Raw genomic sequence first — 25,012 nt, 5'->3', positions numbered from 1 at the left:
CCAAAACGCGCTTTCTAATTCGGGGTCACGCGGCAGAACTCGCTGCGCGACTGCGTCGCTCCGCTCGGACAACCGCCGCGAGCTAGATGTTCAATAAGAGGTGCTGCGGCACTTTGCTTCGCTCGTGCCGGGGTGCTTGCAAAGTTGGGTTGGACGACCCATGCCCGCTGCTCTTTTGAGTGACGTTGATTCAGCGAGCAAATCAAAAATCGCGCAGCGCTGGCACCCCAGCATCTCGCGAAGTCGCGAGATGCGCGGCACGAGCGAAGCGAAGTGCCGAACATTCCTCTTGTGAAAACACTGACTCGCGGCGGTTGCCCGAACGGAGCGCGAAGCGCGAAGTGAGTTCTGCCGCGGGTATTCAAAAACGCATTTTTGGTGACTTTTTGGGCAAGACCAAAAAGTTACTCCGCCGCCGGGCGGAACTCCCGGCCTCCGCCCTCAACCCCAGCACACAAACAAAAAAACCGCGAGCGGCAAAACTCGCGGTTTCCAGATGAGGCCAAGAAGAATCAGCCCACAAAAGCTTCCGCTTCAAGACGAGCATAGTGATGCACCAAGCCCATCAGCTCCTCGTCCGAGTATGGCTTGCCCAGATAGTGATTCACCCCCAGCTCCATCGCATGCTCGCGATGCTTCTCGGCGATGCGCGAGGTGATCATGATGATCGGCAACCCCTTGAGCCGCTCGTCCGCACGAATGTTGCGCGCCAGGTCGAAACCATCCATGCGCGGCATTTCGATGTCGGAGAGCACGACCGTGGGGCGCTCTTCCTGGAGTCGCTCCAGAGCCTGCAGGCCGTCGGCTGCCATGCTCACGCGGTAGCCTTCGCGCTGCAGCAGGCGCTGGGTCACGCGGCGCACGGTGATGGAGTCGTCGACCACCAGCACCAGCGGCACTTGCGGTGCGCTCGGAATGTGCGATGTGACCAGCGGCGTGCCGGACGCTGCGGCTGCCGCTGCAGCTTGTTCGCCCGCTTCCGCCTTGGCGGCGGCGGCCTTTTCGGCTTCGAGCTGGGCGGCCTTGGTCGCCTCCTGGACTCGGGCACCGAACACGTTGGCCAGCGCCACCGGGTTGTAGATCAGCACCACGGCACCGGAGGCGAGCACCGACATGCCGGCCATGCCGGGCAGACGGGACAGCTGCGGGCCGAGGTTCTTCACCACGACTTCCTGGTTGCCCAGCACTTCGTCCACGTGCATCGCGATGCGCTGTGCGGCGCTTCGCAGGATCACGACAGGACGGATCTTGGCGTTGGCTTCGGTACTGCGGATCGACGATTGCAGGAGCGCGCCGGACCAGAAGAACGGCAGGTTCTCGTGGCCTTCCTCGAACTGCTGGGTGCTGTAGGCGGTGGCCAGTTCCTGCGCCGTGGTGCGGCGAACGACTTCCACCAGGCTCGCGGGCACGCCGATCGAGAGGTTGCCTGCGCGCAGCATCACCACCTGCGTCACCGCCGTGGTCAGCGGCAGCACCAGACGGAACGCCGTACCCTGCCCCACCGTGGTGGTGGTCTCGATGCGACCGCCCAGGGCGTTCACCTCGGTGCGCACCACGTCCATGCCGATGCCGCGGCCGGACAGGCCGGTCACTTCGGCGGCGGTGGAGAAGCCGGGCATGAAGATCAGGTTCGCGGCTTCGACGTCGCTCACCGGCATGTCGGAGGTGATCAGATTGCGCTCGATGGCCTTCTCGCGGATGCGGCCCACGTTCAGGCCCGCGCCGTCGTCGCGGAACTCGACCGCGACGTCGTTGCCGTCCTGGCGCACGGTCACGAGGATTGTGCCGCTGGCCGACTTGCCCGCAGCGACGCGGGTTTCCGGAGCTTCGATGCCGTGGCTCACGCAGTTGCGCAGCAAATGCTCGAACGCGGGCGTCATCCGGTCAAGCACGCCCCGGTCCATTTCGATGGAGCCACCGGCGATGTCCAGCTTGATCTGCTTTCCGGTTTCCTTGGACGACTGACGCACCAGCGCATACAGGCGCTCGGAGATGCTGTCGAACTCGACCATGCGGGTGCGCAGCAGATCGCGCTGCAGCTCACGCGCCTGGCGGCCCTGGCTGATCAGATCGTCTTCCGCGCCTTCCATCGCGCGCTGCAGGTTGCGCTGCACGGTCGCCACGTCGTTCACCGACTCGGCCATCATGCGCGTGAGTTCCTGCACGCGGGTGAAGCGGTCGAACTCGAGCGGATCGAAGCCGGCTGCCGTTTCCTTGGACAGCGCCATGCGCGACTGCATCTGCGACTCGGCCTGCACTTCGATGTCGCGCAGTTGCTGGCGCAGACGCTCCAGATTGCCCGTCAGGTCGTTGAGCGAGCTGCGCATCTGGCCCAGACGCACGTCCAGACGCGAACGCGCGATCATCACCTCACCGGCCTGATTGACCAGGCGGTCCAGCAGCGTCGAGCGTACACGCACGGACTGACCGGCATGGGCGCGCGTGCTCGCCAGTTGCAGCGTGAGCGGACGCGCCACGGGGCCTGCGGGCACCGCTGGCGGCATGGTGATCTGCGTGGCTGCGGTTTCCAGCGGCTGCAGTGCGGCAGCGGGTTCGGGCTCGGCGGCCTGCGCCACTTCGGCCACGGGAACGACGGCCACCACATCGTCGGCCGTCGTCACCGCGACGGCTTCGGACAGCGGCTGTGCACCCACGTCGCGCAGCGTATCGAGCGACTCCTGCAGCGCGTCGAGCTTGCCGAGCAACGGCTCGATGTCGTCGGTGTGCGCGGAGTCCTTGTCGATGTGCTCGACGTCGGTTTCCATGCGGTGGGCCATTTCGCCCAGACGCATCGCACCGGCCAGACGCGCACTGCCCTTGAGGGTGTGCAGCGCGCGCAGCAGTTCGCTGCGGGCCGTGAGGTTGTCGGGCTGCATGGACCACTGGCGCAGCGCACCGCCCAGCACGGGCAGCAGCTCGATGGCTTCTTCTTCGAAGATCGGGAACAGATCGGGGTCGATCACGTCCACCGCATCGATGTCGTCATCGTGGTGGGTGCCCGACGCCTTGGCGACTGGGCTCGTGTCCACGGCCATCTGCGGCACGGGAATCGACAGCGCCGGAGCCACATAGCCACGCACGGGCTCGGGCGTGACGACTGGCGCTTCCTCGACCGGCAGCAGCGGCGCGACCGCGGTTTCCGCAGCGAAGGACACCGGCTCGGCGTCTTCTTGGTGCGGGGCCTCCGGCACCGCAGTCGCGGCATCGTCCTCACCCTCTTCGTCACCCAGCGGCGCCATGCCGCTGATGACGTCGGTGTCGAGAATCTCATGCAGCTGGGTCAGCAGTTGCGCATTCGGCTCCTTGAGGAAACCGGCAGCGAACTGGTGCAGCAGACGGCGGATGTCTTCGGCCACGGCCAGGAACACGTCCATCTGCGCGGGCACGCCGAACTGCTGTGGCTGCACATGCTGCAGCGTGTGCTCCAGCAGGCGCGACATTTCGCTCAGGGCCGTGAAGCCCACGGTGGCGGAACTGCCCGCCAGCGAATGCGCGCGTGCAATCGCGGACTCGGGAACCGGCTTGTCGGCCTGTTCCTGCTTCCAGAACTGCAGATCGTTGATCAGGCGCTGCGACCACTCTTCGGCTTCGCTCAGATAGACGTTGAAGAGCGGCAGCGAGATGCGCAGCGATCCGATGACCTTGGTCGAATCCTCGACAGCGACCACCTGCTCCGCCTCGGGCACTTCGACCTTTTCAGCTTCTTCAACTTCTTCGGCCACTTCCTGCAGCTCGGGCACTTCTTCGGCCACGGGCGGCGTCGCCTCGAACACGAAGTCCGAGAACGACTGCGGAACGGATTCCACGTCGGCCAATGGTTCGGGCTCGACGGGCTCAGGCGTGGGCTCTTCGATGTCGTTGACGAACTCTGCCTCGACCTCGCCGATCGGGAAGAATTCGGCATGCTTGCCGGTCAGATCCGTCGCGACGGCGGGCTGCTCCGCAGCAGGCGGCTCGGGCACGAGGGCTGGCGCGTTCTCGAAGCCGAAGTCCTCGAGTTCGGCAACGGAGAGCTCCTGGGCCTCGGGCACTTCGGCGACCGGCGGCAGCTCCAGATCGGGCAGCTCGAGCGCCACCGGAGCGGGTTCTTCCTTCGCTTCGGGCTGCGTGCCGTGGGCGCGCGCCTCAAGCTTCTGGTCGAGAATGCTGGGCTCGTCCGAACCCACGACGGAGGCGATGGTCGGCAGCTCGTGCGGCTCGAGATTCGCCACATGCACTGGTGCCTGCAGTGCCTTGTCGGCTTTGAGCGCCTGCTCGAATTCAGCGAAGTCGATTTCCTGCGCTGCATCGCCGTCGAGCAGCGGAGTCACCGCAGCCGTCGGAGCCAGTGCGGCGTGATCGGCCGGTTCCAGCTCGAACGGAATCGTCGGGCTGAAGTCGAGCGGCGCGTGGGCATCCTGCTCGGCCTGTGCAACGACTGGAGCAGGCTCATCGCTCAGCTCGGGCAGGTCAAACGTGAGGTCCGACGCGGGCTCAAGCGGCGCGGGCACCGACACGGGCAGCATCTCGTCCACGGACAGAGACAGCCCCTCTTCGAGCGCGGGCTCGATGGAGACGGGTGCTTCGGGCGGCGCAGCGGCTGGCTCGACTGGCGCGACCGCAGGTTCGACGTCCAGCACCAGAGGCACCAGACGGCCTTCGGTGCGCATCGCGTCGGCCGAAGTGACGAAGGGCTGCGGGCTCCACGATGCGGCGGTACCGGCTGCGATGTCGTCCACCCAGCGGCCGAATGCCGACAGTGATTCCTGCGCCAGCGTGAGCAGATCGGGCTGCATGGGCTTCTGCTCGGCCAGCCAGGCGTTGAGCATCTGCTCCATCGACCAGGCGGCTTCGCCGAAGGCGTTGAGGCCGACCATGCGCGAGCTGCCCTTGAGCGTGTGGAACGCGCGGCGCAGCGTGGTCTGCTCGCTCAGATCGGCTGGAGCGCGGTGCAGCGCATCGACGGCGGCCGTGCCGTTGCCGATGACTTCGCGCGCCTCTTCCAGGAAGATCTGCAGCAGCTCGTCGTCTTCATCTTCCGGTGCGGGCAACGGAGCGGAAGCGGGAGGCTGGATCGGTTCGACGGCGATCGTGACCGGCGAATCGATGGGCGCCAGAGCGCCGTTGTCGAGTTCGGTATCAAAGCCCAGCGTCTGCAGTTCCTGCGACGTGGCGGGTTCAACCTCCGCGACAGGTTCAGCGACGGGCAGCGCGCCCACTGGCGTGGCTGCCTCGGCTTGCGGCACTGGAGCGCCACCGCGCGCGTCGACCACGGCGCCCGCCGTTTCGGGCTGATCGCTCGCGCGTTGACGCTTGGCGCGCCCCATCACGAGCTTGAGCTCGCCCTGTGCTTCGTCGTACACGAAGAGCTTGCGTGCCATCGCGCGCTGGTAGCTCAGCATGTCGATCAGGAAGCCCAGCGCGCCCATGCTGTTGCCGAGCTTCTCGAACACCGCGGGGCGCTCTTCTTCGGTGACGCCACCGACGATCAGGCGCTCGACCGTATCGCGCATGTGCACGACCGCATGCGATGCCTGGTCGAGACCGAGCACCGACATCACGCCGCGCATCTGGCCCAGACGTCCGGGCACATTGTTCAGAACGGAGACGTCCTCCGGCGTGCGGAAGAACTGGTCCAGAGACTTTTCGGCGTCGCCGAGGGTCGCGCGCAGTTCGTCGACCACGCTGCCCATGGTCTGGTGGTCACTGACGCGGCGGTACAGCTCCTCCATCCAGGGCTCGAGGGGTTCGGAGTCTCCGCCCGCCACCACGCCGTCCAGACGCTCGGCAAGGCGCTTGGCGCGCTCGCCCATGTGCTCCTGCGCCACGTCGAGTTCTTCGAACGAGGCCTGCAGATACAGCACCGCGGTGGCCACTTCCATGGCGAGCGCAGGTGCCGGAGGTTCGCCCGATTGCGCGGTCTTCTCGACCGCGTTCATCAGCGCGGCGGCCAGAGGCTCGCTGCCCGGATGGAGCTTGCGCAGCGAATCGCAGACCAGGCTGAACTGGTCCACCGACGGCTTGAGCTTGTTGCGGTCACCGCCTGCCAGCGCCGACCAGGTTTCGGTCGCGGTGCCGATGCGCTTGCGCGCCTGCACCAGCACGGTCGGGTCGTAGAGACCGAAGCGCGCGACGTTGTAGTCAACGGGCGTGTACTGCTGCAGACCGAAGGCCTGGCGCACGGCGTCCAGCACCGGCGTGAGCGGCAGATGGGCGGGGCCTTGTGGCGTCTGTGGCGACTTGGCCTGGGCGCAGAAGAACAGCAGTTCATGCACCAGACGGTCGGCCACCGTGCGGTCGCCCTTGGCGAGCGTCGCGTACTGCAGCAGCACGCGCGAGGCCACGCGCTTCACATAGACGTCGGGCTTGAGCAGGCTGGCCACCAGCGCTTCGAAGAAACCGCTGCAGATCTTCCAGAACGCGCGGATCTGGCGATCCGACTCGCCAGCGGCAAAGCCCTGGCAGAGCTTGAGCAGCTCGGCGTCCGCGGCCTGGTCACCGCTCTTGATGATGCGCAGCACCGCGCTGTCGAGCTTGGCCCGCGCCTCGGCGTCGTAGCCCTGCGGCGGCACGTCGATGGTGAATTCTGGCTCGCGGAAGCGGCGCTCCACCGGCCACAGATCGGCCGGATGCACACGCTCCACACCATTGAGCGCCTGCGCCTCGCGGTACTGCGGGAACAGCGTCACGGCGGACACCGGCTTGCCCGAGAGCACGCTCTCCAGGTAGGCGATGAGCGCGAAACTCGCGCGCTCGATGGTGTTCGCCGCATCGTCCGTGCAGAGCTCGGGGCGCTGCACATATTTCTGCACCGCCGATTCGAGCGCGCGCAGGATCAGCGCGGGCGACGCCATGCCCACCATTTCCAGCGCACCGCTGGCCTGGTGGATCTGCTGACGCGCCATGCGCAGCGGACTGACGTCCAGAGAAGCAAGATCGGAGTCGCGCGCGACTTCCGCGTCGCGCACGAAACGGCGCATGGACTTGACCGTACCGTCCAGTGATTTGCGCAGTTCGTCCAACACCCAAGCGAGAGGACCCAGGTCCTGCTCGCCGTGTGTCCAATCAGTGACCGAAGCGTTGACAGCCTCAAGAGATGACATGGATTCGTCCCCGGCCCCCGTGGAGCCAGTTCGTTAAAGAGGAAACTGCTGTCTCAGGCAATCTTGAAACGCGACACAGACTGACGAAGTTCCTCCGCCACTTGGGACAGTTCGCGAACCTGCTGGGCCGTCGTGCGCGTACCCTCACCGGTCTGCTCTGTCACCGCGAAAATGTGCTGGATGTTCTCGGCCACTTCGTTGGCGAGTTCCGCCTCGCGCGAGGTGGAGGACGAGAACTGTTCAATCAGTTCGGACAGGCGGCGCGACACGCGGTCAATCTCGGAGAGTGCGGTACCGGCCGAGTCGGACAGACGGGCCCCTTCCACCACACCCTGCGTTGAACGCTCCATGGCGGCCACCGCGTCCTGGGTGTCGGTCTGAATAGCCTTCACGAGCGCCGAAATCTGGCGCGTCGCATCGGCCGAACGTTCCGCCAGACGCTGCACTTCTTCCGCCACCACCGAGAAGCCGCGACCGGCTTCACCGGCGGACGCGGCCTGAATGGCGGCGTTCAGAGCCAGCACGTTGGTCTGTTCGGTAATGTCGGAAATCAGTTCGGTGATTTCACCAATCTCCTGCGACGATTCACCCAGACGCTTGATGCGCTTGGAGGTGTCCTGGATCTGGTCACGGATCGAATTCATACCGCCGATGGCGTTCTGCACGGCGGTCAGGCCCGAGTCGGCAGCTTGCAGCGACTGGCGCGCAACCGCGGCCGATTCCTGCGCCTGCACCGACACGTCGTTAATACGATTCGCCATTTCCAGAACCGAGCGGCCGGTTTCGCGGATCTCGCGCAGCTGTTCGGTCGAAGCGGCCAGCAGTTCGGTCGACGTCGCGTCCACCTGTGCCGTGGTCTGCGCCACGCGGGTCGCGGTGTTCTGCACCGAGCCCACCAGCTGTCGCAACTCTTCCACCGTGTAGTTCACCGAGTCGGCGATGGCGCCGGTGATGTCTTCGGTCACGGTCGCTTCCTGCGTCAGGTCACCTTCAGCGACCGACTGCAGTTCGTTCATCAAACGCAAAATGGCGGCCTGGTTCGCGTCGTTCACGCGCTTGGCTTCCTGCTCCTGACGCTTGGCGTCACGTTGCAGCGATTCGGCAGCCGCCTGACGGTTGCGCGAGTCGCCCAGTTGGACGCGGGAAATGCCCACGCCGCAAAGCACCACGAACAGGCCGGTCAGCACCAGCGCGACCAGTTGGCCGATGCCGATGCCGCTTTGATCGTTCAGCTTGGTCTGCAGCGCTTCCATGCCGCGACGCAGTGGCTCGGAATCGGCCACGATGGCGGACTGCGCTTCACGCGCGGACACCAGACCCTGCAGGTTGCCCAGAATCGCGCCAGCCTGTGTGCGGGTTTCGTCGTAGAGCTTGACCAGGCTTTCGAGCTGCTCGCGGGTCTGCGCATCGCGGGTGGCGGGCAGACGCAGTTCGGAGCTGCCGTCCAGCAGGCCCTGTGCGATTTCCTTGAACGAATTCAAGTCCTTGCCCAGCAGAAACACGGCCTCGGGGCTCACGCCTTCGGTGGTCTGGAATTCGTTGGCGGACTTGCCGATGCGCTGCGTCAGCATCACGAGCTGACCGGCGGCGGAGATTTCCGCGGACGATGCGTTCTGCTGCAGCTTGAGCGAGGAAACCGTTTCGGCGATTTCCAGCAGGTCGGCCGACTGGCGGTTGATGGTACGCAGCGCGTCACCCACCTGCGTCAGGATCTTCTGCTGACCCATCACGACCTTGGCGTTGCGGTCGGCGCGTTCCACCAGAGGCGAGACGGTGTCCAGCTCGGGCTTGAACGCGTCACCCAGCGCCTGCACGCCGAGGTCGCTGTCGCCGCTGTTCAGCGCGTTCACGTTGCGCGTCAGAACGTCGGCGCTGTCCTTCACGTCGGGGAAGGCCTGGGGAGCACCCACCAGCGCCTGAGACACCGACTTCGCCAGACGCTGCGACTGCATCAGGCCCTGACCGGTGGCCGTGAGCTGCTGCGCCACGCGGTTGGACTGCTGCAGCACCCAGCCGGCGACCAGCGCCAGCACGACGAGGCCGATACCCAGCAACAGCAGCAGCTTGCGCTGATGCGCTGCGGCGCTCGCGCGGCCCAGCAGCGGCAGAGTGATCAATTCATGGTTGGCGAATTCGTCTTCATCCGCATATTGGGTGGCTTGGCCGGGGTCGCCCTGCACGCTGTACATGCCTTCATTCTGGAAAGAGTCCGCCAGCGAACCCGCGGCCAGCGCATCCTGCTCAGATTGTTCAACCGCCAGTTCGACGCCGGCGTCGGCCGTCGCGCCCTTGCGTTTGAACAGTTTGTCAAGAGAAAAAGACATAGTGCAACCCTAAGAAAATCTCAAACGCCAATACCTAGAAAGACCGGACTCTGCGACATCGCCTGCAGATTCAATTCCTGCCATTGCGCACCTTGCGCATCCGCATAACGGGACCCGAAATACTCGGGCGCCCCTTCACCGGGCGACTCGGACGACACGAAGGCATCCGTGCCGCGCAGTCCAAGCAATTTGTCCACCATCAGCGCCGCGTTCACGCCCAGCGCCGGATTCATCGCCAGCAGACTCGAGTCCGCCAGCGCCTGTTCGGTGCGCTGGATCTGCGTGCCCATGAGGCCGCCCAGATCCACCACACCCATGAGGGCACCGCGCAGATTGGCGACGCCCAGAAACCAGGCCTGCGTGTACGGCACGGCCTGCACCCCGGTCCACGGGAAAATCTCGCCCGAATGGCCGAGCGGCAAAAGATACCGCTGACCGGCGGTCTCCACGGCCAGCCAGGACGACACGTTCGAGCCTTCCGCCTTGGCCGCCTGTAGGCGACTGGCAAGGCGGGTCTGCAGCTCTCTGAGGGCTTCGCGATTGGCCATGAATCCGCTTGAACCTTCCAGTAATCAGTGGGGAAAAATCAGCTCAGCGAATCGATCTTGGCCTGCAACTCGGCCGGATCGACTGGCTTGGTGATGTATGCGCGAGCGCCCTGGCGCATGCCCCAGACGCGGTCGGTTTCCTGATTCTTGCTGGTGCACATGATGATCGGCACATCGGCGAACTGCGGATCGCGCGAGATCGAGCGCGTGAGCTGGAAACCGTTCTGGCCGGGCATCACCACGTCCATCAGAATCAGGTCGGGCTTTTCTTCAGCCAGGCGCTTGATCGCTTCTTCCGCGTTCTCGGCCGTGCGCACCTGCATGCCTTTTTTCTGCAGCAAGTCGGTCAAATACATCAATTCGGTCTTCGAATCGTCGACGACCAAAACTTTCTGAATGGGCATTTACTGAGCTCCTTGATCCACATTGCCGAATTGCTGCACTGCTTGCAGCAACTGGTCTTTCGTAAACGGTTTGGTGAGATATTCCTGGCAGCCGACCATGCGGCCGCGCGCCTTGTCGAAGACCCCGTCCTTGGAGGACAGCATCACGACCGGCGTGTCTGCATACTTGGCGTTGCGCTTGATGATGGCGCAGGTCTGATACCCGTCGAGCTTGGGCATCAGGATGTCGCAGAAGATCAGTTGGGGGTTGAAGTCGTTGATCTTGGACAGCGCGTCGAAACCGTCGTCAGCCAGCAGCACCTCGTGCCCGCCCTGCTTGAGAAAAATTTCCGCACTCCGGCGAATGGTGTTGCTGTCGTCGACAACCAGCACCTTGAACGTTTGATTTCCACCTGTAGTCAATTTCTACCGCTCCCGAGGATTCGAAAAATCGCCACTGCGAGCGTTCTTCATCAGATTTCAACCATCTCGAAGTCTTCTTTGCGTGCGCCGCACTCGGGACATGTCCAGTTCATGGGTACTTGTTCCCATGGGGTGTTCGGTGCAATACCATGATCGGGTGCCCCTTCGGCCTCGTCATATATCCAACCGCAAATCAGACACATCCAAGTTTTTGAGTTTGTCACAGCTTAAAGAGCCTTCACATAGAATGCAACGATTGTATCTAGACATCACCAAGAGATGCGGCTTTCGCGCCACCGGCTACGCTGGCGTCCGTACATGAAACAAGACCCACACTCCCCCATCTCCCATCAGTCCGAAAACAAAATCGCCGACGAGGTCGAAGGCGCCGTCTGCGTAATGACTTTCAACGCCAACGACCCCAGTGGAGCGGGAGGATTGACCGGTGATACAGCCGCTATAGCATCGGTGGGCGCGCATGCGCTGGCTATTGTGACCGGCACGTATGTCAGAGACACAACGGAAATCGTCGATTTTGTCGCTTTCGATGACGATACTGTCGCAGATCAAGCACGAACTGTTTTTCAGGATATGCCCGTACAGGCCATCAAAGTCGGCTTCGTCGGCAGTCCCGAAAATCTCGCCATCGTCGCCGAACTGACCGCCGATTACGCCGACGTCCCCGTCATCGCCTACATGCCGAGCCTCTCCTGGTGGAGTGACGATCTCATCGATCAGTACCACGACGCCTTCGTGGAGTTGTTGCTTCCGCAAACCTCAGTGTTGGTAGGAAACCACAGTACGCTGCGCCGCTGGCTGCTGCCGGACTGGGAAAGTGACCGCTTGCCAACCGCCCGCGAGATCGCGAAGGCAGCCGCCACCAAGGGCGTTCCCTACACACTTGTAACAGGAGTGCCGGTCGACAAGGAGCATTTCGACAACGTGCTGTGCACGCCGCAGGCCGTGCTCGGCAACGGCCAGTTCGAGCGCTTCGAAGTGAGTTTCGCGGGCGCCGGCGATACCTTGTCCGCCGCGCTTGCGGCGCTCATCGCTTGCGACAATGATCTCGGCGATGCGACGCGCGAGGCGCTGACCTATCTGGACGGCTGCCTCGCCGCAGGCTACCGACCCGGCATGGGGCAGTTGCTGCCCGACCGCATGTTCTGGGCCCAACCCGATGAGGACGACGAAGACGAAGACGCTTCCGAGTCCGATGACGCCACCGGCGTCGATGCACTGAGACTTCCTCCCAATGACACATCCCACTGATCTGAATGTTTCCCTGTTCGAACGCGCCAAGCAGGTGATCCCCGGCGGCGTGAACTCGCCCGTGCGCGCCTTCAATGCCGTCGGCGGCACGCCGCGTTTCGTCGAGCACGCGCTCGGCGCCTATTTCTGGGACACCAATGGCCAGCAGTTCACCGACTACATCGGCTCCTGGGGCCCGATGATCCTCGGTCACGGCCACCCCGAAGTCATCGCCGAAGTCCAGAAGGCCGTGCTTGAAGGCTTCTCCTACGGCGCGCCGACCGAACGCGAAGTGCATCTGGCCGAAGCCATCCTCAAGCTCATGCCGTCCATGGACATGGTGCGCATGGTGAGCTCTGGCACCGAAGCCGGAATGAGCGCGCTGCGCCTGGCGCGCGGCTTCACCGGCCGCAACCGGATCATCAAGTTCAACGGCTGCTACCACGGCCATGCCGACTCGCTGCTGGTGAAGGCGGGCTCGGGCCTCGCCACCTTCGGCGCCTCGTCCTCCGCGGGCGTGCCCGCCGACGTGGTCAGGGACACCATCGTCCTCGAATACAACGACATCGGCCAACTGGAGGAAACCTTTGCCGTCATCGGCCACGAGATCGCCTGCGTGATCATGGAGCCGATCGCGGGCAACATGAATTTCGTGCGCGCCAGCGTCGATTTCACCCGCCGCATCCGCGAGCTGACGCAGGAGCACGGCGCGCTGATGATCTACGACGAGGTCATGACCGGCTTCCGCGTGGCGCTCGGCAGCGCGCAAAGTCTCTATGCCCAGCAGATCGAAGGCTTCAAGCCCGACATCACGGTGATGGGCAAGGTGATCGGCGGCGGCATGCCGATGGCCGCCTTCGGCGCGCGTCGCGAGATCATGGAAAAGCTCTCGCCGCTCGGCCCGGTCTACCAGGCGGGCACGCTCTCGGGCAACCCCATCGCCACGGCCTGCGGCCTGAAGACGCTCGAGCTGATCAGCAGGCCCGGCTTCCATGAGGCGCTGCACAAGACCACCGGCCGCCTGATGGCCGGCCTCAAGAAGGAAGCCGACGCCGCCGGCATTCCCTTCAGCGTCGACCATCAGGGCGGCCTGTTCGGCTTCTATTTCCTGCCCGAGCTGCCGACCACCTACACCGAAGTCATGAAGACCGACGACAAGGTGTTCAACCAGTTCTTCCACGGCATGCTCGAGCGCGGCCACTACTTCGCGCCCGCGCTTTACGAGGCCGGCTTCGTGAGCGGTGCGCACACCGACGCCGACATCGACAAGACCATCGAAGCCGCGCGCGAAGTGTTCAAGACGTTGTAAGCCTTCAGCCCAGAACGCCGCAGAAAGTCACGCGCGGTCTGCCGGTCTGCGGATGGGCGTCGACCACGGCGTCCACCCCGTAGACCGCCGCGATGTTCGCGGGCGTGAGTACTTCAGCGGGCGTGCCGTCGGCCACCAGCGCGCCCTCATGCATCAGGCACAACCGGTCGCAATACTGCGCCGCGATGTTGAGGTCGTGCAGCACCACCAGCGTGCTGCGCCCCGCCCCGCGCACCAGCGCCATCAGCTCGTGCTGGTAGCGCACGTCAAGATGGTTGGTCGGCTCGTCGAGCATCAGACAGCGTGGCTGCTGCGCCAATGCGCGCGCAAGCAGCACGCGCTGCTTTTCACCGCCCGAGAGCAACGCAAAATCGCGCTCCTGCAACTGCAGGCAGCCCACGCGCTCCAGGCACTCGACGACAACCTGCCGGTCACGCGCTCCATCCCAGGCCCATGAAGAGCGGTGCGGCGTGCGGCCCATCATCACCGTCTCTTGAACCGAGATGTCGAACACCGGCGCGAACTCCTGCGTGAGCACAGCGACCTGCTGCGCGAACCCGCGTGCGGACATCTCCCAGATGTTCCTGCCCATCCACCGCGCCGCGCCAGACTGCGGCCGGACCACGCGGTACAGCATGCGCAGCAGACTCGACTTGCCGCAGCCATTGGGTCCGATCACGCCAACACATTCACCATCGCGCAACTGGATCGACACGTCCTTCACGACGGTCCTTCCCGCGATGCGCAGGTGCAGATGTTCGGCGTCAATCAGCAGCGTCATTGCGACTCCCCGCGCGCCTGCGTCTGGCGCATGAGCAGCCATACGAAGAACGGCCCGCCGATCAGCGCGGTGATCACGCCCACCGGCACGTCCATCGGCGAGAACAGCACGCGCGCGAGCAGATCGACGACGACGAGAAACAGCGCCCCCATCACCGCCGCTGCGGGCAGCACGCGTCGGTGATCCGAGCCCACCAGCATGCGCGCCACATGCGGAACCACCAGCCCCACAAATCCGATGGCGCCGCTGGCGGCGACCATCACACCGGTCAGGAGCGACACCACGACGAACAGCGCGCGCCGCAGCGCGTGCGTGTTCACGCCGAGCGTGGCGGCGGTTTCGTCGCCCATCATCAACGCGTTGAGCGCCTGCGTCTGCAGCGCCAGCCAGAGCATGCCCGCGAGCAGCACCAGCGCGGGCGGCGCGAGATGACTCCACTGCGTGCCAGCCAGACTGCCGAGCGTCCAGGTCATCAGCGCACCGGCGAGATCGCGCTGCCCGGAAGTCAGCGTGATCAGGCTGGTGAGCCCCATGAGAAAGTAGCCCACCGCCACGCCGCTCAGAATCAAGCGCGTGGACTGCTGCACGCGGGCGCGTCCGCGTGCGAGCCAGTAGACCGCCATCGTCGCGGCCAGCGCGCCGACGAACGCGCCCGCTGAAATCGCATGGACGCCCACAAACGCAAAGCTGCCCCAGGCCAGCACCGACACGGCCCCCACCGATGCGCCCGACGAGACGCCAAGCATGTACGGGTCCGCGAGCGGATTGCGCACCATGGCCTGCATGACCACGCCCACCGTTGCCAGCCCCGCGCCGACCAGCGCGGCCATCAGCACACGCGGCGCGCGCACCAGCCAGACGATCTGGTGCTGCTGCATGCCCATGTCCGTCAGCGACGAAGAAGCGCCGAACAGCTCGCCCAGCACCACGCGCCAGACCACCAGCGGCGGCACATTGACCGAACCCAGCGCCACGCCCGCCGTCATCGCAGCCAGCAGCAGCAACGCAAGCACGCCCAGCGATGCGCCCAGTGATCGCGCGCGCAAGGCCTTCATGCCCTCACCTGCCCGCCCCCGCCGGCACAGCCGCAGCAAAGCGCTCGGGATGCAGTCTGCGCGCCAGAGCCTCGGCCATGTCCACATTGGCGGGACTGGGCGTCGCATCGGCATAGGTCATCACGAAGAAGCGCTTTTTGCGAATCGCCTCGACCTGCGCGAGCTCCTTTCTCGCGAGCAGAAAATCGATCTTGCCCTGCGCGTCCGGCTGGTCGTAGTCGACGATCACGATCCATTCGGGGTCGCGCGCGATCACGTCCTCCCAGTTGCCCGTGGGCCAGTTGCTGGCGATGTCGGAGAAGATGTTCTGCCCGCCCGCCGCCTCGATCATCGCGTGCGGCGTGCCGAAGCGACCTGCGGTCACCGGCAGTCGCTGGCCGCTGTCGTAGACGAAGACACGCGGGCGCCTGGAGACGCTGCGCATGTCGCTCTCGAGCGCCTTGATGCGGGACTCCAGCGCCTGCAGTTTCTGCGCGTTTTCTTTTTCGACATCGAAGATGCGCGCGACGTTGCGCAAGTCGATCAGCGAATCGACCAGTGCAATGCGTTCACGCTTTTCAACGTGGATGCAGGACTCGCGCAGCACATACGAATCGATCCCGTAGCGCGCGAGCAGCGCGGGCGTCACCCCGCCGGCGCGAAAGCCGTAGCTCCAGCCGCCGAAGACGAAATCCGCGCGCGCGCCGAGCATGCTCTCCAGATTCATGTCCTTGCGAGAAAGATCGGGTACCTTGGCGAGCGCGGCGCGATAGCGCGGCGACACTTCCTTGCTGGCGGCAATGCCGGAGTAGCCGACGAGGCGCGGGCCCAGCCCGAGATACAGAAACATCTCGGTGATGTTGACGTCGTGCGTGACCGCGCGCTGCGGCACGCGCGCATAGGTCACCGGCTTGCCGCACACGTCGATCACCAGCGGCTGCGCACGCTGCGTGGGTTGCGCGTGCGCGGTGCCTGCAGCGGCAAGCACCATCGCGAAGATGGGCGCCGTGCGCAGGCACAGATTCGATAAGGATGTCGAACGGGCCATCATCGCGATTCTCTCCATGCCGATGTCAGAAGCGGAACTGGCCCGTCAGCGCCACGCTGCGGCCCGGCGCGACCAGCCACTGATCGTCGTAGTACGACGAGGCCGCGTAGACGCGGTTCGTGAGATTGCGCACCACCAGATTCAGCGCGGTAGACCTGCTCACGTCCCAGCGCAGCACCGCATCCGCCACGGTGTAGCGCGGCAGCTTGGACGTGTTGGCGTTGCTCGTGTAGCTGCTGCCGACATGGCGCAGGCCGAGCGAGGTCTGCCATGCGCCGACGCGGTAGTGGCCCCAGAGATTGGCGGTCGTCGACGGCACGTTCTCCGGTCGATTGCCGGCGCGGTCGATGCCTGCACTGCCCTCGCGGAGTTCGTCGAACCGCGCCTTCACGTAGGCCAGATTGCCATCCACGCGGAACGCCGCGTTCACCTTGTAGGCCGCGCTCAACTCCACGCCGCGCGAGGTCTGCTTTCCGCCCTGCACCGAGAGCGCGGGACGCAGCGGATCGCGCGTGAGGATGTTGGTCTTGCGGATGTCGAAGACCGCCAGCGTCACCTCACCCCGCTCGTCAGGCAACTGCTGCTTCCAGCCGATTTCCGCCTGCCTGCCGCGCGTGAGCTTGAAGGCCGTCTGCGATGCGGACAGCGACACCAGGCTGCCCACGGGATCATGCCCACGGCTCAGTTGCGCATAAAGACTGCCGCGCTCGCTGAGCCTGTAGGTCGCGCCCACGCGCCACGACGTGCCGCGCAGCTCCGTGTCCGCCGTCGCGCCGGTGATGAGGCTGCGCTGGTCGAAGTCATACCAGTCGCGGCGCAGGCCCGCCATCAGCAGCCACTGCCCGGACAGCTGCCATGCGTCCTCTAGATAAAGCGCGTTCTGGCGCAGCTTCGTCTTGCTGCGCGCAAGATACGGATCGGGGCTGGTCCACTCGCCGTGCACTGGATGCCACGCATCCAGCACGTTCGACGGCGTGCCGTAGGGCGAATTGCTCAGGTTGGTGTAGCGCATGTCGGCCACGTCCCAGCCCATGGCGATGCGGTGATCGGCGAGCTTCATTTCCGCGCCGATGCGGTTGCCCTTCTGTTCGAGATCGTGGCCGATCTCGAGGTAGTCGCCGCGCGTCACCTGCCCGGCTGCGGGATCGAAGCTGTATGCCTCGGCATTTTTCCAGTGGCGGTCGGCCTTGAACCAGTAGAGCTCCTCACGCAGCGTGAGCCGGTCACTCGCGTTCCACTCGGCCTTGGCACGCACGCGCTTGTCCTTGTAGCGGATGTCGCTGTCCTGCACGTTGTAGTTGACGTTGCGCAGCGAGCGCACCAGTTGGCCATCCACCGCGGGCGTGCCGAAATAGCGCTCGGGTTTCTGCTCGGCAATGTCGGCCGTGACATCAACCTTGAGATCCGCGCGCGGCTGCCAGCGCAGGCCAGTCATCAGCTTCTGGCTGTTCGCGCGACCGAGTTCGCGCTCGCCGTCGGTGCGCTGACCGTATGCGTCAACGCGGTAGCTCAGCGTCTCGTTGATCGCGCCCGTCGTGCCGAAGCCCAGGCGCGCCTCGCCATGGCTGCCCGCGCCCACCAGCAGATCGGTGGAGCGCTCGCGGCTCGGCTGCTTGCGCACGGCGTTCACCGTGCCGCCCATGGTGCCGCTGCCGTAGACGATGGATGCGGGGCCGCGCAGCACGTCGATGCGCTCGTAGCCCCATGCGTCGTTGGGATAGTTCACCGTGCCCGATGCCACGCCAAGCATCATTCCGTCCTCGGCCACGCCCACGGAATTCACGCCGCTGAAGCCGCGGCTGGAGAACGCGAGCCCGCCATTGCCCGGCGAGCTGTTGGTCGAGAGGCCCACGGTGCGCGTGACCGCGTCCATCACCGCGTAGTCGGCACGCTCATCGAACTGCCGCGACGACACCGTGGACACGCTGGCGGGTAGGTCCTGCACCGGCACATCGACGTTGGAGCCGGACGTCGCCGTGTTGGCGAGGCCCAGCGCCGAATCGACCGTGCGCGTGGATTGCACCTGCACTTCGGGCAGGCTCGATTGCGCATGGGCCGCGCCCATCAGCGCGCAAGCGGCGGCCACGCTGGTGCGCAGCAGCACCGGACGAAAACGAGGTTGAAAGCGCGCTTGAAGGCGAGGGAAAGAAACCGAAGCGCGAGCCAAGGTCCGCGCGGGCAGAGAGCTGAAAAACATGTCTTCAAACAGAGAGATGACCGTCTGAAGTGCAGCCTCACCCTGCGCGAGATTCCGGTCCGGCCACAGACGTGCCGCTCCATGCCTCACAAAGAATGAAGGCCGTCCACACCCCGCAGACAGTCATGGGTTCAGTGCATCGCACCAGAAAGTCTGCAGGCCGGTCTCCGGGCTCATAGACGATGCGCGTGTGCGCATCCGCATCTCACCTTCCCGATGACGAAGCCCCGGACAGACATCCGGAACCCCAATCGTCAGTGGCCGCAGTCCTCTCGAACCGCGCGACATGCTTTGATCTACTTACCGTTGCGGGGGCAGCCAAGGCATCCAACCGACCTTTCGTCGATTGACCTTGTTCCCGTTTCACCCACGAACGTGGGCACCTGCAAACGCTGGCGCGGATGGTATCACGCACCGACGCTGACCATTTCGCTGACCGGGCATCGAGCGTCACGGCTAGACTGGCGCCACCCGCAAGCCCTCAACCTTTCGCTGTCCACTCCACCATGAGCGAACGCCGCCCCACCGACTCCGTCGAGCACACACCATCCCGGGCGGACACGCCGAGCCGCCGCCATGTGATACGGCAACTGGCCTGGGCCGCCGCCACCGCCACGCTGGGGGGCTCGCTCGGAGCCTGCGGCGGCGGAGGCGGTTCGGGCGCCACCCCCGCCACCACCGGCAGCCAGCCTCTGGCGCAGTTCAAGCACGGCGTCGCAAGCGGCGACCCGCTCGCCGACCGTGTGATTCTGTGGACGCGGCTCTCGCCGCTCAGCGTCTTCGGCGGAGAGATCGAGGTCGACTGGGAGGTCGCGAGCGACGCCGACTTCAAGGTCCTCGTCGCGCTCGGCAAGACACGCACCAGACCCGATCAGGACTACACCGTCAAGGTCGACGTCACCGGCCTGTCGGCCGCCACCACCTACTTCTACCGCTTCAGATCCGCGTCGCAGACATCGCCCGCCGGTCGAACGAAGACACTGCCCACCGGCACCATCGACAGCGTCAGGCTGGCGGTGTTCTCCTGTGCGAATTTTCCGCAGGGTTTCTTCAACGTCTACGACGACGCGAGCCAGCGCGACGATGTCGATGCGGCCATCCATCTCGGCGACTACATCTACGAATTCGAGAAGGGCTTCTACGAGGCCGCGACGGCCGCCGAGATGGGGCGCCAGGTCGATCCGCCCCACGAAATCGTCTCGCTCAAGGACTACCGCCTGCGCCACGCACAGTACAAGACCGACGCGCAGTTGCAGAAGCTGCATGCGCGCATGCCGATGATCGCCGTCTGGGACGATCACGAGTTCAGCGACGACACCTGGATGAACGGCGCCGCCAATCACGACGATGCGACCGAAGGCAGCTTCGCCGCGCGCAAGGCCGCCGCAATGCAGGCCTACCACGAGTGGATGCCCACGCGGGTATCCACCAACCCCGGGATCATCTACCGCAGCTTCGCGTTCGGCGACCTGCTCGCGCTGCACATGCTCGACACCCGCGCCGTCGGCCGTGACAGGCAAATCGCCTACGCCCCCCTGCTTGCACTGCCCGAAGCGCAGTTCCTCCCCGCGCTGCAGAACGCCATCAACGACGGAAAGCGCGAGCTGCTCGGCGCCACGCAATTCGCATGGCTGCAGAAAAGCCTTGCTGACTCCAAGGCGCTCTGGCAAGTGCTCGGCCAGCAGGTCGTGATGGGCCGCATGCATCTGCCCAAGCCCATCGTTCTCGGCTGGCTCGGCAAGCCCGGCGGCGTGTCCGCAAGCGATTACCAACGCATCGCCGCGCTCGCGCAGACCAAACCATCGCAGCTCAGCGCCGCTGACAAGGCCCTGCTCGCCCAGCCCCGCATCCCCTACAACCTCGACGCCTGGGACGGCTACGCGGCCGCGCGCGAAAAAGTGCTGCAGGCCAGCCTCGAGCTCAAGAAAAACCTCGTCGTGCTGTCGGGCGACACGCACAACGCATGGGCCAACGTGCTCAAAACCGACGGTGGCACAGCAGCCGGCGTGGAGTTCGCCACTGCATCGGTGTCCTCGCCCGGATTCGACGCCAACACCGGCATCGTCCCGGCCGAACTCAAGAGCGCACTCGAGTCGCTGCTCCCCGATCTGCGCTACTGCGACACCGCGCGACGCGGCTATCTTCTCGTCACCGCGACGCGTCAGGCCTGTACCTCGGAATGGGTGCAGGTGAGCACGGTGAGCAGCACGAGCTACTCTGCGCGAGTTGATGCGAGCTGGAGGGTGGTGCCCTCGCAGCTGGGAGGGCTGGTCAAAGCCTGAGGCGCAATGAGGCTACTCATGCGTGGCGCGTGCCTGGTTCCGTTTTTTGCGGCGATGATTGGTTTTCGTTTCTACTTTTGTTGCTCACATTGAGGGCGGAGGCCGGGAGTTCCGCCCGGCGGCGGAGTAACTTTTCGCTTGCGCGCGAAAAGTCACCAAAAGCGCGCCTTTGAATACGGGGTCACGCGGCAGAACTCGCTTTGCGCTGCGCGCGCCGCTCGGGCAACCGCCGCGAGCTAGATATTCACTCGGAGGTGTATTCGGCACATCGCTGCGCTCGTGCCGGGCATCTCGCGACTTCGCGAGATGCGGTTGCGGTTGCGGTTGCGGTTGCGGTTGCGGCAGTGTTGTGCGGCTTTTGATTTGCTCGTGGGATCAACGTCGTTCAAAAGAGCAGCGGGCATAGGTCGCCCAACCCAACTCCACAAACACCCCGGCACGAGCGCAGCGAAGTGCCGCAAACACCTCTTCCAGACTGATTTCCGGCGGTTGTCCGAGCGGAGCGCGCAGCGCAAAGCGAGTTCCGCCGGAGGTATTCAAAGCGCGTTTTTGATTACTTTTTGCGCGCAAGCAAAAAGTGATTGCCCCGCCGGGGGCAGTCCCGGCCTCCGCCCTCAACCAAAGAACAAAAGCCAAAAAGAAATCAAATACCACCCAGCTACAAGCTACAAGCTGCAAGCCCCAATCACCGATCAGAGCCAGAAGCAGCAACCTGCGGCACAGCCAACACCCACCCCGCCATCTGCAAAGATTGCTCTTCCGAAATCTGCGGATGGCGCGGCATGATGATGTTGCCCCAGGTGCCGACGCTGCCTTCGCGGATCTTGCGAGCCAAGTATTCCTTGGCATCCGCCTGCTGCGCGTACTTGCTCGCGATGTCCGCGAACGAAGGACCGACCGCCTTGCGCTGCACGCCATGGCAGCGCATGCAGTCCGATGCCTCCACGGCCGATTGGCCGACCGCGAGTTCCGGCTGGGCGGCGATCACGGCGGCCATGGCTTCGGAGGCCGGCGTGGGGCGCATGATCAGCCAGCCCACGTTGAGCACGCCGATCACCACCAGCACCATGAAAATCACCAGCGCCCAGCCGATCCATTTCGGGCGGTTGGGCGCGTCGTCTTCGTCGTAGGGTTCAGTCACTGTCTGGACGATGCCCGGATCAATGACGGAAGTGACGCACGCCGGTGAACACCATGGCCACGCCGCGCTCGTTGGCCGCGTCGATCACTTCCTGATCGCGCATCGAGCCGCCGGGCTGCGCCACGCAGGTCGCGCCGGCATCCACCACCACGTCCAGACCGTCACGGAACGGGAAGAAGGCATCGCTCGCGACGACCGTGTTCTGGAGGGACAGCTTGGCGGCTTCGGCCTTGATCGAGGCGATGCGTGCAGAGTCGAGGCGCGACATCTGGCCTGCGCCCACGCCCATGGTCATGCCGTTCTTGCAGAACACAATGGCGTTGGACTTGACGAACTTGGCGACCTTCCATGCGAACAGCAGATCGTTCAGCTCTTCTGGAGTGGGTTGCTTGACGGTCACGACCTTCAGGTCGGCCAATGCCAGTTCATGGTTGTCGGCCGTCTGCAGCAGGATGCCCGAGCCCACGCGCTTGGATTCGACGGCGTTGCGGCCGTTGTCCCAGTCGGTCTTGCCGCCCTTGGGCAGCGCGATCTTCATCAGGCGCACGTTCACCTTGCTCTTGAAGATCTCAAGCGCTTCGGCGCTGAATTCAGGCGCCATCAGCACTTCGACGAACTGCTTGGACACCGCTTCCGCAGCGGCCTTGTCCACTGGACGGTTGAAGGCGATGATGCCGCCGAACGCGCTGGTTGGGTCGGTCTGGAACGCCTTGGCATAGGCCTCGTGCGCGTCCTTGCCCACGGCCACGCCGCAGGGGTTGGCGTGCTTGATGATCACGCAGGCCGGTTCAACGAAGCTCTTGACGCATTCCCATGCGGCATCGGCGTCGGCGATGTTGTTATACGAGAGTTCCTTGCCCTGCAGCTGCACGCCGGTCGCGAGCGAGCCGGGAGCGGGATACAGGTCGCGGTACCAGGCGGCTTGCTGGTGACTGTTCTCGCCGTAGCGCAGGTCCTGGATCTTGATGAACTGGGCGTTGCTCTGGCCTGGGAACGCCGCGCGCTCGGGCACGTATTCCTCGGACATCTTCTCGTCTTCGAACGTCACCGACGACAGGTAGTCGCTGATCGCGCCGTCATATTGCGAGATGCGGTTGAACGCGGCCACCGACAGCGCGAAGCGCAGCTTGTCGGAGAGCTTGCCGGACGCCTTGAGTTCGGCGATCACGGCCTCGTACTGGTCGGCGGCGGTGATCACGCCCACGTCCTTCCAGTTCTTGGCGGCCGAGCGCACCATGGCAGGGCCACCGATGTCGATGTTCTCTATGGCGTCAGCCAGCGTGCAGCCGGGCTTGGCGACGGTCGCCTCGAACGGGTAGAGGTTCACCACCAGCAGGTCGATGGTGTCGATGTTGTGTTCCTTCAGAGCCGCCATGTGCTCGGGGAAGTCGCGGCGCGCGAGCAGACCGCCGTGGACCTTGGGGTGCAGCGTCTTCACGCGGCCGTCGAGCATCTCGGGGAACTCGGTGACTTGCGCCACTTCGGTCACGGGCAGGCCCTTTTCGGCCAGCAGCTTGGCGGTGCCGCCGGTGGACAGCAGCTGCACGCCGAGCTGGTGCAGCGCTTGCGCAAATTCGACGATGCCGGTTTTGTCAGAGACGGAAATCAGTGCTTTCATTTGGTCTTCAGAAAGAGAGTTCAATAAATCATCGGTTGTCGTGCGGCGCGCATCCACATGCGTTCGCCGCAACGACCGACCCCGGCGGTGGCCGGGGTCCTGTCATTCGGCTCAGAGCAGCTTGTGCTCCACCAGTTTCTTGCGCAGCGTGTTGCGGTTCAGGCCCAGCCATTCAGCCGCGCGCGACTGGTTCTCGTTGGCTTGCGTCATCACGACTTCGAGAAGCGGCTTCTCGACCAGTCGGATGACCATGTCGTACACCCCGTCGGGAGACTCGCCGTCGAGGTCGCGGAAATAGCTCTGCAGGCTCTCGCGCACGCTGTCTTCAATGTTGTTCTTGCTCATGGGTCGATTCCCTCAAATCCAATGCTGCGTCATTTGATTGCGCAATTTCAACGCGCGGCAGACGGTCCATCTCGGTGCCCAGCGCATCGAAATAGTCGGCCACCGCACGCCATTGCGCCGTGCAGTCATCCAAAGTGTTGATGTGTCTTCTCAAGTCTTCGCCGCCGGGCAGCGTGCGCACATACCATGCGATGTGCTTGCGTGCGCTGCGCACGCCGGTGAGCTCGCCGTAGAGCTGGTAGTGGTCCTGCAGGTGATCGAGCAGCAGACGCCGCACCTCGGCCACCAGCGGTGGAGCGAGATGCTCGCCGGTCGCGAGGAAGTGGCCGATCTCGCGGAAGATCCACGGACGGCCCTGGGCCGCGCGCCCCACCATGATGGCGTCGGCGCCGGTGGCGGCAAGCACCTCGCGCGCCTTCTCCGGGCTGTCCACGTCGCCATTGGCGACGACCGGCACGCGCACCGCGTTCTTCACTGCGGCGATCGTGTCGTACTCCGCAAAACCCTTGTAGCCCTGCTCGCGCGTGCGTCCATGCACGGTCAGCATCTGGATGCCGACGTCCTCGAACGCGCGCGCCAGCGTCACCGCATTCTTGTGCTCGTTGCACCAGCCGGTGCGCATCTTCAGCGTGACGGGCACGTTGCGCGGCGCGGCGGCCTCGACGACCGCCTGGGCGATTTCCACCGCCAGCTTCTCGTTCTGCATCAGGGCCGAGCCGGCCCATTTGTTGCAGACCTTCTTGGCCGGGCAGCCCATGTTGATGTCGATGATCTGGGCGCCTCGGTCGATGTTGTAGACCGCAGCTTCCGCCATCATCTCGGCATCGGTTCCGGCGATCTGCACCGAGATCGGACCGGGCTCGCCCTCGTGATTGGCACGGCGCGAAGTCTTGAGACTGTTCCAAAGATCCTTGCGCGATGTCACCATTTCGCTGACCGCATACCCTGCGCCGAGCGCCTTGCACAGCTGGCGGAAAGGCCGGTCGGTCACACCCGCCATCGGCGCGACAAACAGGTTGTTCGCCAATGGAATAGGACCAATGTGCAGGGCAGGCATAGGGAGAGGTGCTTAAAAATGCGGCAAAGCGCTGGAAAAGAGGCGCGATTATACCTGCCCAAATTTTAGGCAAAAGAGAATACCGACAAGGCCAGCGCGGGCGGTGCGGCACCCGCTTGACGAAACCCGCAAACTGTTCTTCTCCTCCGACATGTGGGGACACCCGATGGCTCTACACTTGCGGCCCTATGG

At 64.6% G+C, this 25,012-nt stretch carries 18 protein-coding genes and 1 riboswitch; of the genes, 3 read left to right on the top strand and 15 right to left on the bottom strand.

What is annotated here, in order from left to right; genetic code table 11:
* Positions 1-512 precede the first annotated feature (512 nt).
* The 6 genes from ISG32_RS01720 to ISG32_RS01695 are packed head-to-tail and all read right to left on the bottom strand — an operon-like array spanning position 513 to position 10,984.
* Positions 513-7,082, bottom strand: coding sequence for a hybrid sensor histidine kinase/response regulator (locus ISG32_RS01720; RefSeq protein ID WP_194769287.1), 6,570 nt, complete (start codon positions 7,080-7,082; stop codon positions 513-515).
* 53 nt (positions 7,083-7,135) lie between these two features.
* Positions 7,136-9,406 (bottom strand): methyl-accepting chemotaxis protein, encoded by a 2,271-nt coding sequence (locus tag ISG32_RS01715; protein ID WP_194769286.1) that lies wholly within the window; start codon positions 9,404-9,406, stop codon positions 7,136-7,138.
* Positions 9,407-9,426: 20 nt separating this feature from the next.
* Positions 9,427-9,954: a chemotaxis protein CheW gene (locus ISG32_RS01710; RefSeq protein WP_194769285.1), complete on the bottom strand. Its 528-nt coding sequence runs from the start codon at positions 9,952-9,954 to the stop codon at positions 9,427-9,429.
* A 38-nt stretch (positions 9,955-9,992) separates the two neighbouring features.
* Positions 9,993-10,358 (bottom strand): response regulator, encoded by a 366-nt coding sequence (locus ISG32_RS01705; RefSeq protein WP_194769284.1) that lies wholly within the window; start codon positions 10,356-10,358, stop codon positions 9,993-9,995.
* The gene (locus ISG32_RS01700) at positions 10,359-10,760 is read right to left on the bottom strand and encodes a response regulator (RefSeq protein WP_194769283.1); all 402 of its coding nucleotides are present in this window, start codon (positions 10,758-10,760) and stop codon (positions 10,359-10,361) included.
* 50 nt (positions 10,761-10,810) lie between these two features.
* Positions 10,811-10,984, bottom strand: a complete 174-nt coding sequence (locus ISG32_RS01695) for a rubredoxin (RefSeq protein WP_194769282.1) — start codon at positions 10,982-10,984, stop codon at positions 10,811-10,813.
* Positions 10,985-11,078: 94 nt separating this feature from the next.
* On the opposite strand from ISG32_RS01695, the gene thiD reads away from it, so the two are divergent.
* Together thiD and hemL are read left to right on the top strand one after the other, a co-directional pair.
* Positions 11,079-12,029, top strand: a complete 951-nt coding sequence (gene thiD / locus ISG32_RS01690; protein ID WP_194769281.1) for a bifunctional hydroxymethylpyrimidine kinase/phosphomethylpyrimidine kinase — start codon at positions 11,079-11,081, stop codon at positions 12,027-12,029.
* Complete coding sequence (gene hemL / locus ISG32_RS01685; protein ID WP_194769280.1) at positions 12,013-13,317, top strand: glutamate-1-semialdehyde 2,1-aminomutase; 1,305 nt, start codon at positions 12,013-12,015, stop codon at positions 13,315-13,317. The genes thiD and hemL overlap by 17 nt, the downstream gene beginning before the upstream one ends.
* A 4-nt stretch (positions 13,318-13,321) precedes the next feature.
* On the opposite strand, the gene ISG32_RS01680 is transcribed toward hemL, so the two are convergent.
* Genes ISG32_RS01680 through ISG32_RS01665 form a run of 4 tightly spaced genes read right to left on the bottom strand, consistent with a single transcriptional unit; the run spans position 13,322 to position 18,377 of the window.
* Positions 13,322-14,098, bottom strand: a complete 777-nt coding sequence (locus ISG32_RS01680) for an ABC transporter ATP-binding protein (protein ID WP_194769279.1) — start codon at positions 14,096-14,098, stop codon at positions 13,322-13,324.
* A complete protein-coding gene (locus ISG32_RS01675; protein ID WP_194769278.1) occupies positions 14,095-15,153 on the bottom strand; it encodes a FecCD family ABC transporter permease in 1,059 nt (352 codons plus the stop codon). The genes ISG32_RS01680 and ISG32_RS01675 overlap by 4 nt, the downstream gene beginning before the upstream one ends.
* Positions 15,154-15,157: 4 nt before the next feature.
* Positions 15,158-16,183, bottom strand: a complete 1,026-nt coding sequence (locus ISG32_RS01670; protein ID WP_228529524.1) for an ABC transporter substrate-binding protein — start codon at positions 16,181-16,183, stop codon at positions 15,158-15,160.
* Positions 16,184-16,205: 22 nt separating this feature from the next.
* A complete protein-coding gene (locus tag ISG32_RS01665; protein ID WP_228529523.1) occupies positions 16,206-18,377 on the bottom strand; it encodes a TonB-dependent receptor in 2,172 nt (723 codons plus the stop codon).
* A 141-nt stretch (positions 18,378-18,518) separates the two neighbouring features.
* Positions 18,519-18,779, bottom strand: a riboswitch (cobalamin riboswitch).
* A 104-nt stretch (positions 18,780-18,883) separates the two neighbouring features.
* Here ISG32_RS01665 and ISG32_RS01660 point away from each other — a divergent pair.
* Complete coding sequence (locus ISG32_RS01660) at positions 18,884-20,659, top strand: alkaline phosphatase D family protein (protein WP_194769276.1); 1,776 nt, start codon at positions 18,884-18,886, stop codon at positions 20,657-20,659.
* 375 nt (positions 20,660-21,034) lie between these two features.
* Here the strand turns inward: ISG32_RS01660 and ISG32_RS01655 are convergent, their stop codons facing one another.
* From ISG32_RS01655 to dusB, 5 genes are all read right to left on the bottom strand, one after another.
* Positions 21,035-21,337 carry a hypothetical protein gene (locus tag ISG32_RS01655; RefSeq protein ID WP_194769275.1) on the bottom strand — a complete coding sequence of 101 codons (303 nt, stop codon included), beginning with the start codon at positions 21,335-21,337 and terminating at the stop codon, positions 21,035-21,037.
* Between the two features lie 7 nt (positions 21,338-21,344).
* Entirely contained in the window at positions 21,345-21,800 is a 456-nt protein-coding gene (locus tag ISG32_RS01650; RefSeq protein ID WP_323745880.1) for a c-type cytochrome, read from the bottom strand.
* A 19-nt stretch (positions 21,801-21,819) separates the two neighbouring features.
* Positions 21,820-23,418, bottom strand: coding sequence for a bifunctional phosphoribosylaminoimidazolecarboxamide formyltransferase/IMP cyclohydrolase (gene purH, locus ISG32_RS01645; RefSeq protein WP_194769274.1), 1,599 nt, complete (start codon positions 23,416-23,418; stop codon positions 21,820-21,822).
* Between the two features lie 111 nt (positions 23,419-23,529).
* Positions 23,530-23,763, bottom strand: a complete 234-nt coding sequence (locus ISG32_RS01640; RefSeq protein WP_187723467.1) for a Fis family transcriptional regulator — start codon at positions 23,761-23,763, stop codon at positions 23,530-23,532.
* Positions 23,744-24,820, bottom strand: coding sequence for a tRNA dihydrouridine synthase DusB (gene dusB, locus ISG32_RS01635; RefSeq protein ID WP_194769273.1), 1,077 nt, complete (start codon positions 24,818-24,820; stop codon positions 23,744-23,746). The genes ISG32_RS01640 and dusB overlap by 20 nt, the downstream gene beginning before the upstream one ends.
* Positions 24,821-25,012: the final 192 nt, after the last annotated feature.

Origin of the sequence: Diaphorobacter caeni, assembly GCF_015354245.1 — a bacterium.
Classification (GTDB): Bacteria; Pseudomonadota; Gammaproteobacteria; order Burkholderiales; family Burkholderiaceae_C; genus Diaphorobacter_A; species Diaphorobacter_A caeni.
Note: the sequence above shows the minus strand (reverse complement) of the source record. Positions and strands in the feature narration are given on the sequence as shown.

Excerpts from the sequence above, each read along its gene's own strand:
- ISG32_RS01715 (WP_194769286.1), bottom strand. The coding sequence starts at position 9,406 with ATGTCTTTTTCTCTTGACAAACTGTTCAAACGCAAGGGCGCGACGGCC.
- thiD (WP_194769281.1), top strand. The coding sequence starts at position 11,079 with ATGAAACAAGACCCACACTCCCCCATCTCCCATCAGTCCGAAAACAAA.
- ISG32_RS01705 (WP_194769284.1), bottom strand. The coding sequence starts at position 10,358 with ATGCCCATTCAGAAAGTTTTGGTCGTCGACGATTCGAAGACCGAATTG.
- ISG32_RS01640 (WP_187723467.1), bottom strand. The coding sequence starts at position 23,763 with ATGAGCAAGAACAACATTGAAGACAGCGTGCGCGAGAGCCTGCAGAGC.
- hemL (WP_194769280.1), top strand. The coding sequence starts at position 12,013 with ATGACACATCCCACTGATCTGAATGTTTCCCTGTTCGAACGCGCCAAG.
- purH (WP_194769274.1), bottom strand. The coding sequence starts at position 23,418 with ATGAAAGCACTGATTTCCGTCTCTGACAAAACCGGCATCGTCGAATTT.
- ISG32_RS01670 (WP_228529524.1), bottom strand. The coding sequence starts at position 16,183 with ATGATGGCCCGTTCGACATCCTTATCGAATCTGTGCCTGCGCACGGCG.
- dusB (WP_194769273.1), bottom strand. The coding sequence starts at position 24,820 with ATGCCTGCCCTGCACATTGGTCCTATTCCATTGGCGAACAACCTGTTT.
- ISG32_RS01675 (WP_194769278.1), bottom strand. The coding sequence starts at position 15,153 with ATGAAGGCCTTGCGCGCGCGATCACTGGGCGCATCGCTGGGCGTGCTT.
- ISG32_RS01680 (WP_194769279.1), bottom strand. The coding sequence starts at position 14,098 with ATGACGCTGCTGATTGACGCCGAACATCTGCACCTGCGCATCGCGGGA.
- ISG32_RS01720 (WP_194769287.1), bottom strand. The coding sequence starts at position 7,082 with ATGTCATCTCTTGAGGCTGTCAACGCTTCGGTCACTGATTGGACACAC.
- ISG32_RS01710 (WP_194769285.1), bottom strand. The coding sequence starts at position 9,954 with ATGGCCAATCGCGAAGCCCTCAGAGAGCTGCAGACCCGCCTTGCCAGT.
- ISG32_RS01660 (WP_194769276.1), top strand. The coding sequence starts at position 18,884 with ATGAGCGAACGCCGCCCCACCGACTCCGTCGAGCACACACCATCCCGG.
- ISG32_RS01665 (WP_228529523.1), bottom strand. The coding sequence starts at position 18,377 with ATGTTTTTCAGCTCTCTGCCCGCGCGGACCTTGGCTCGCGCTTCGGTT.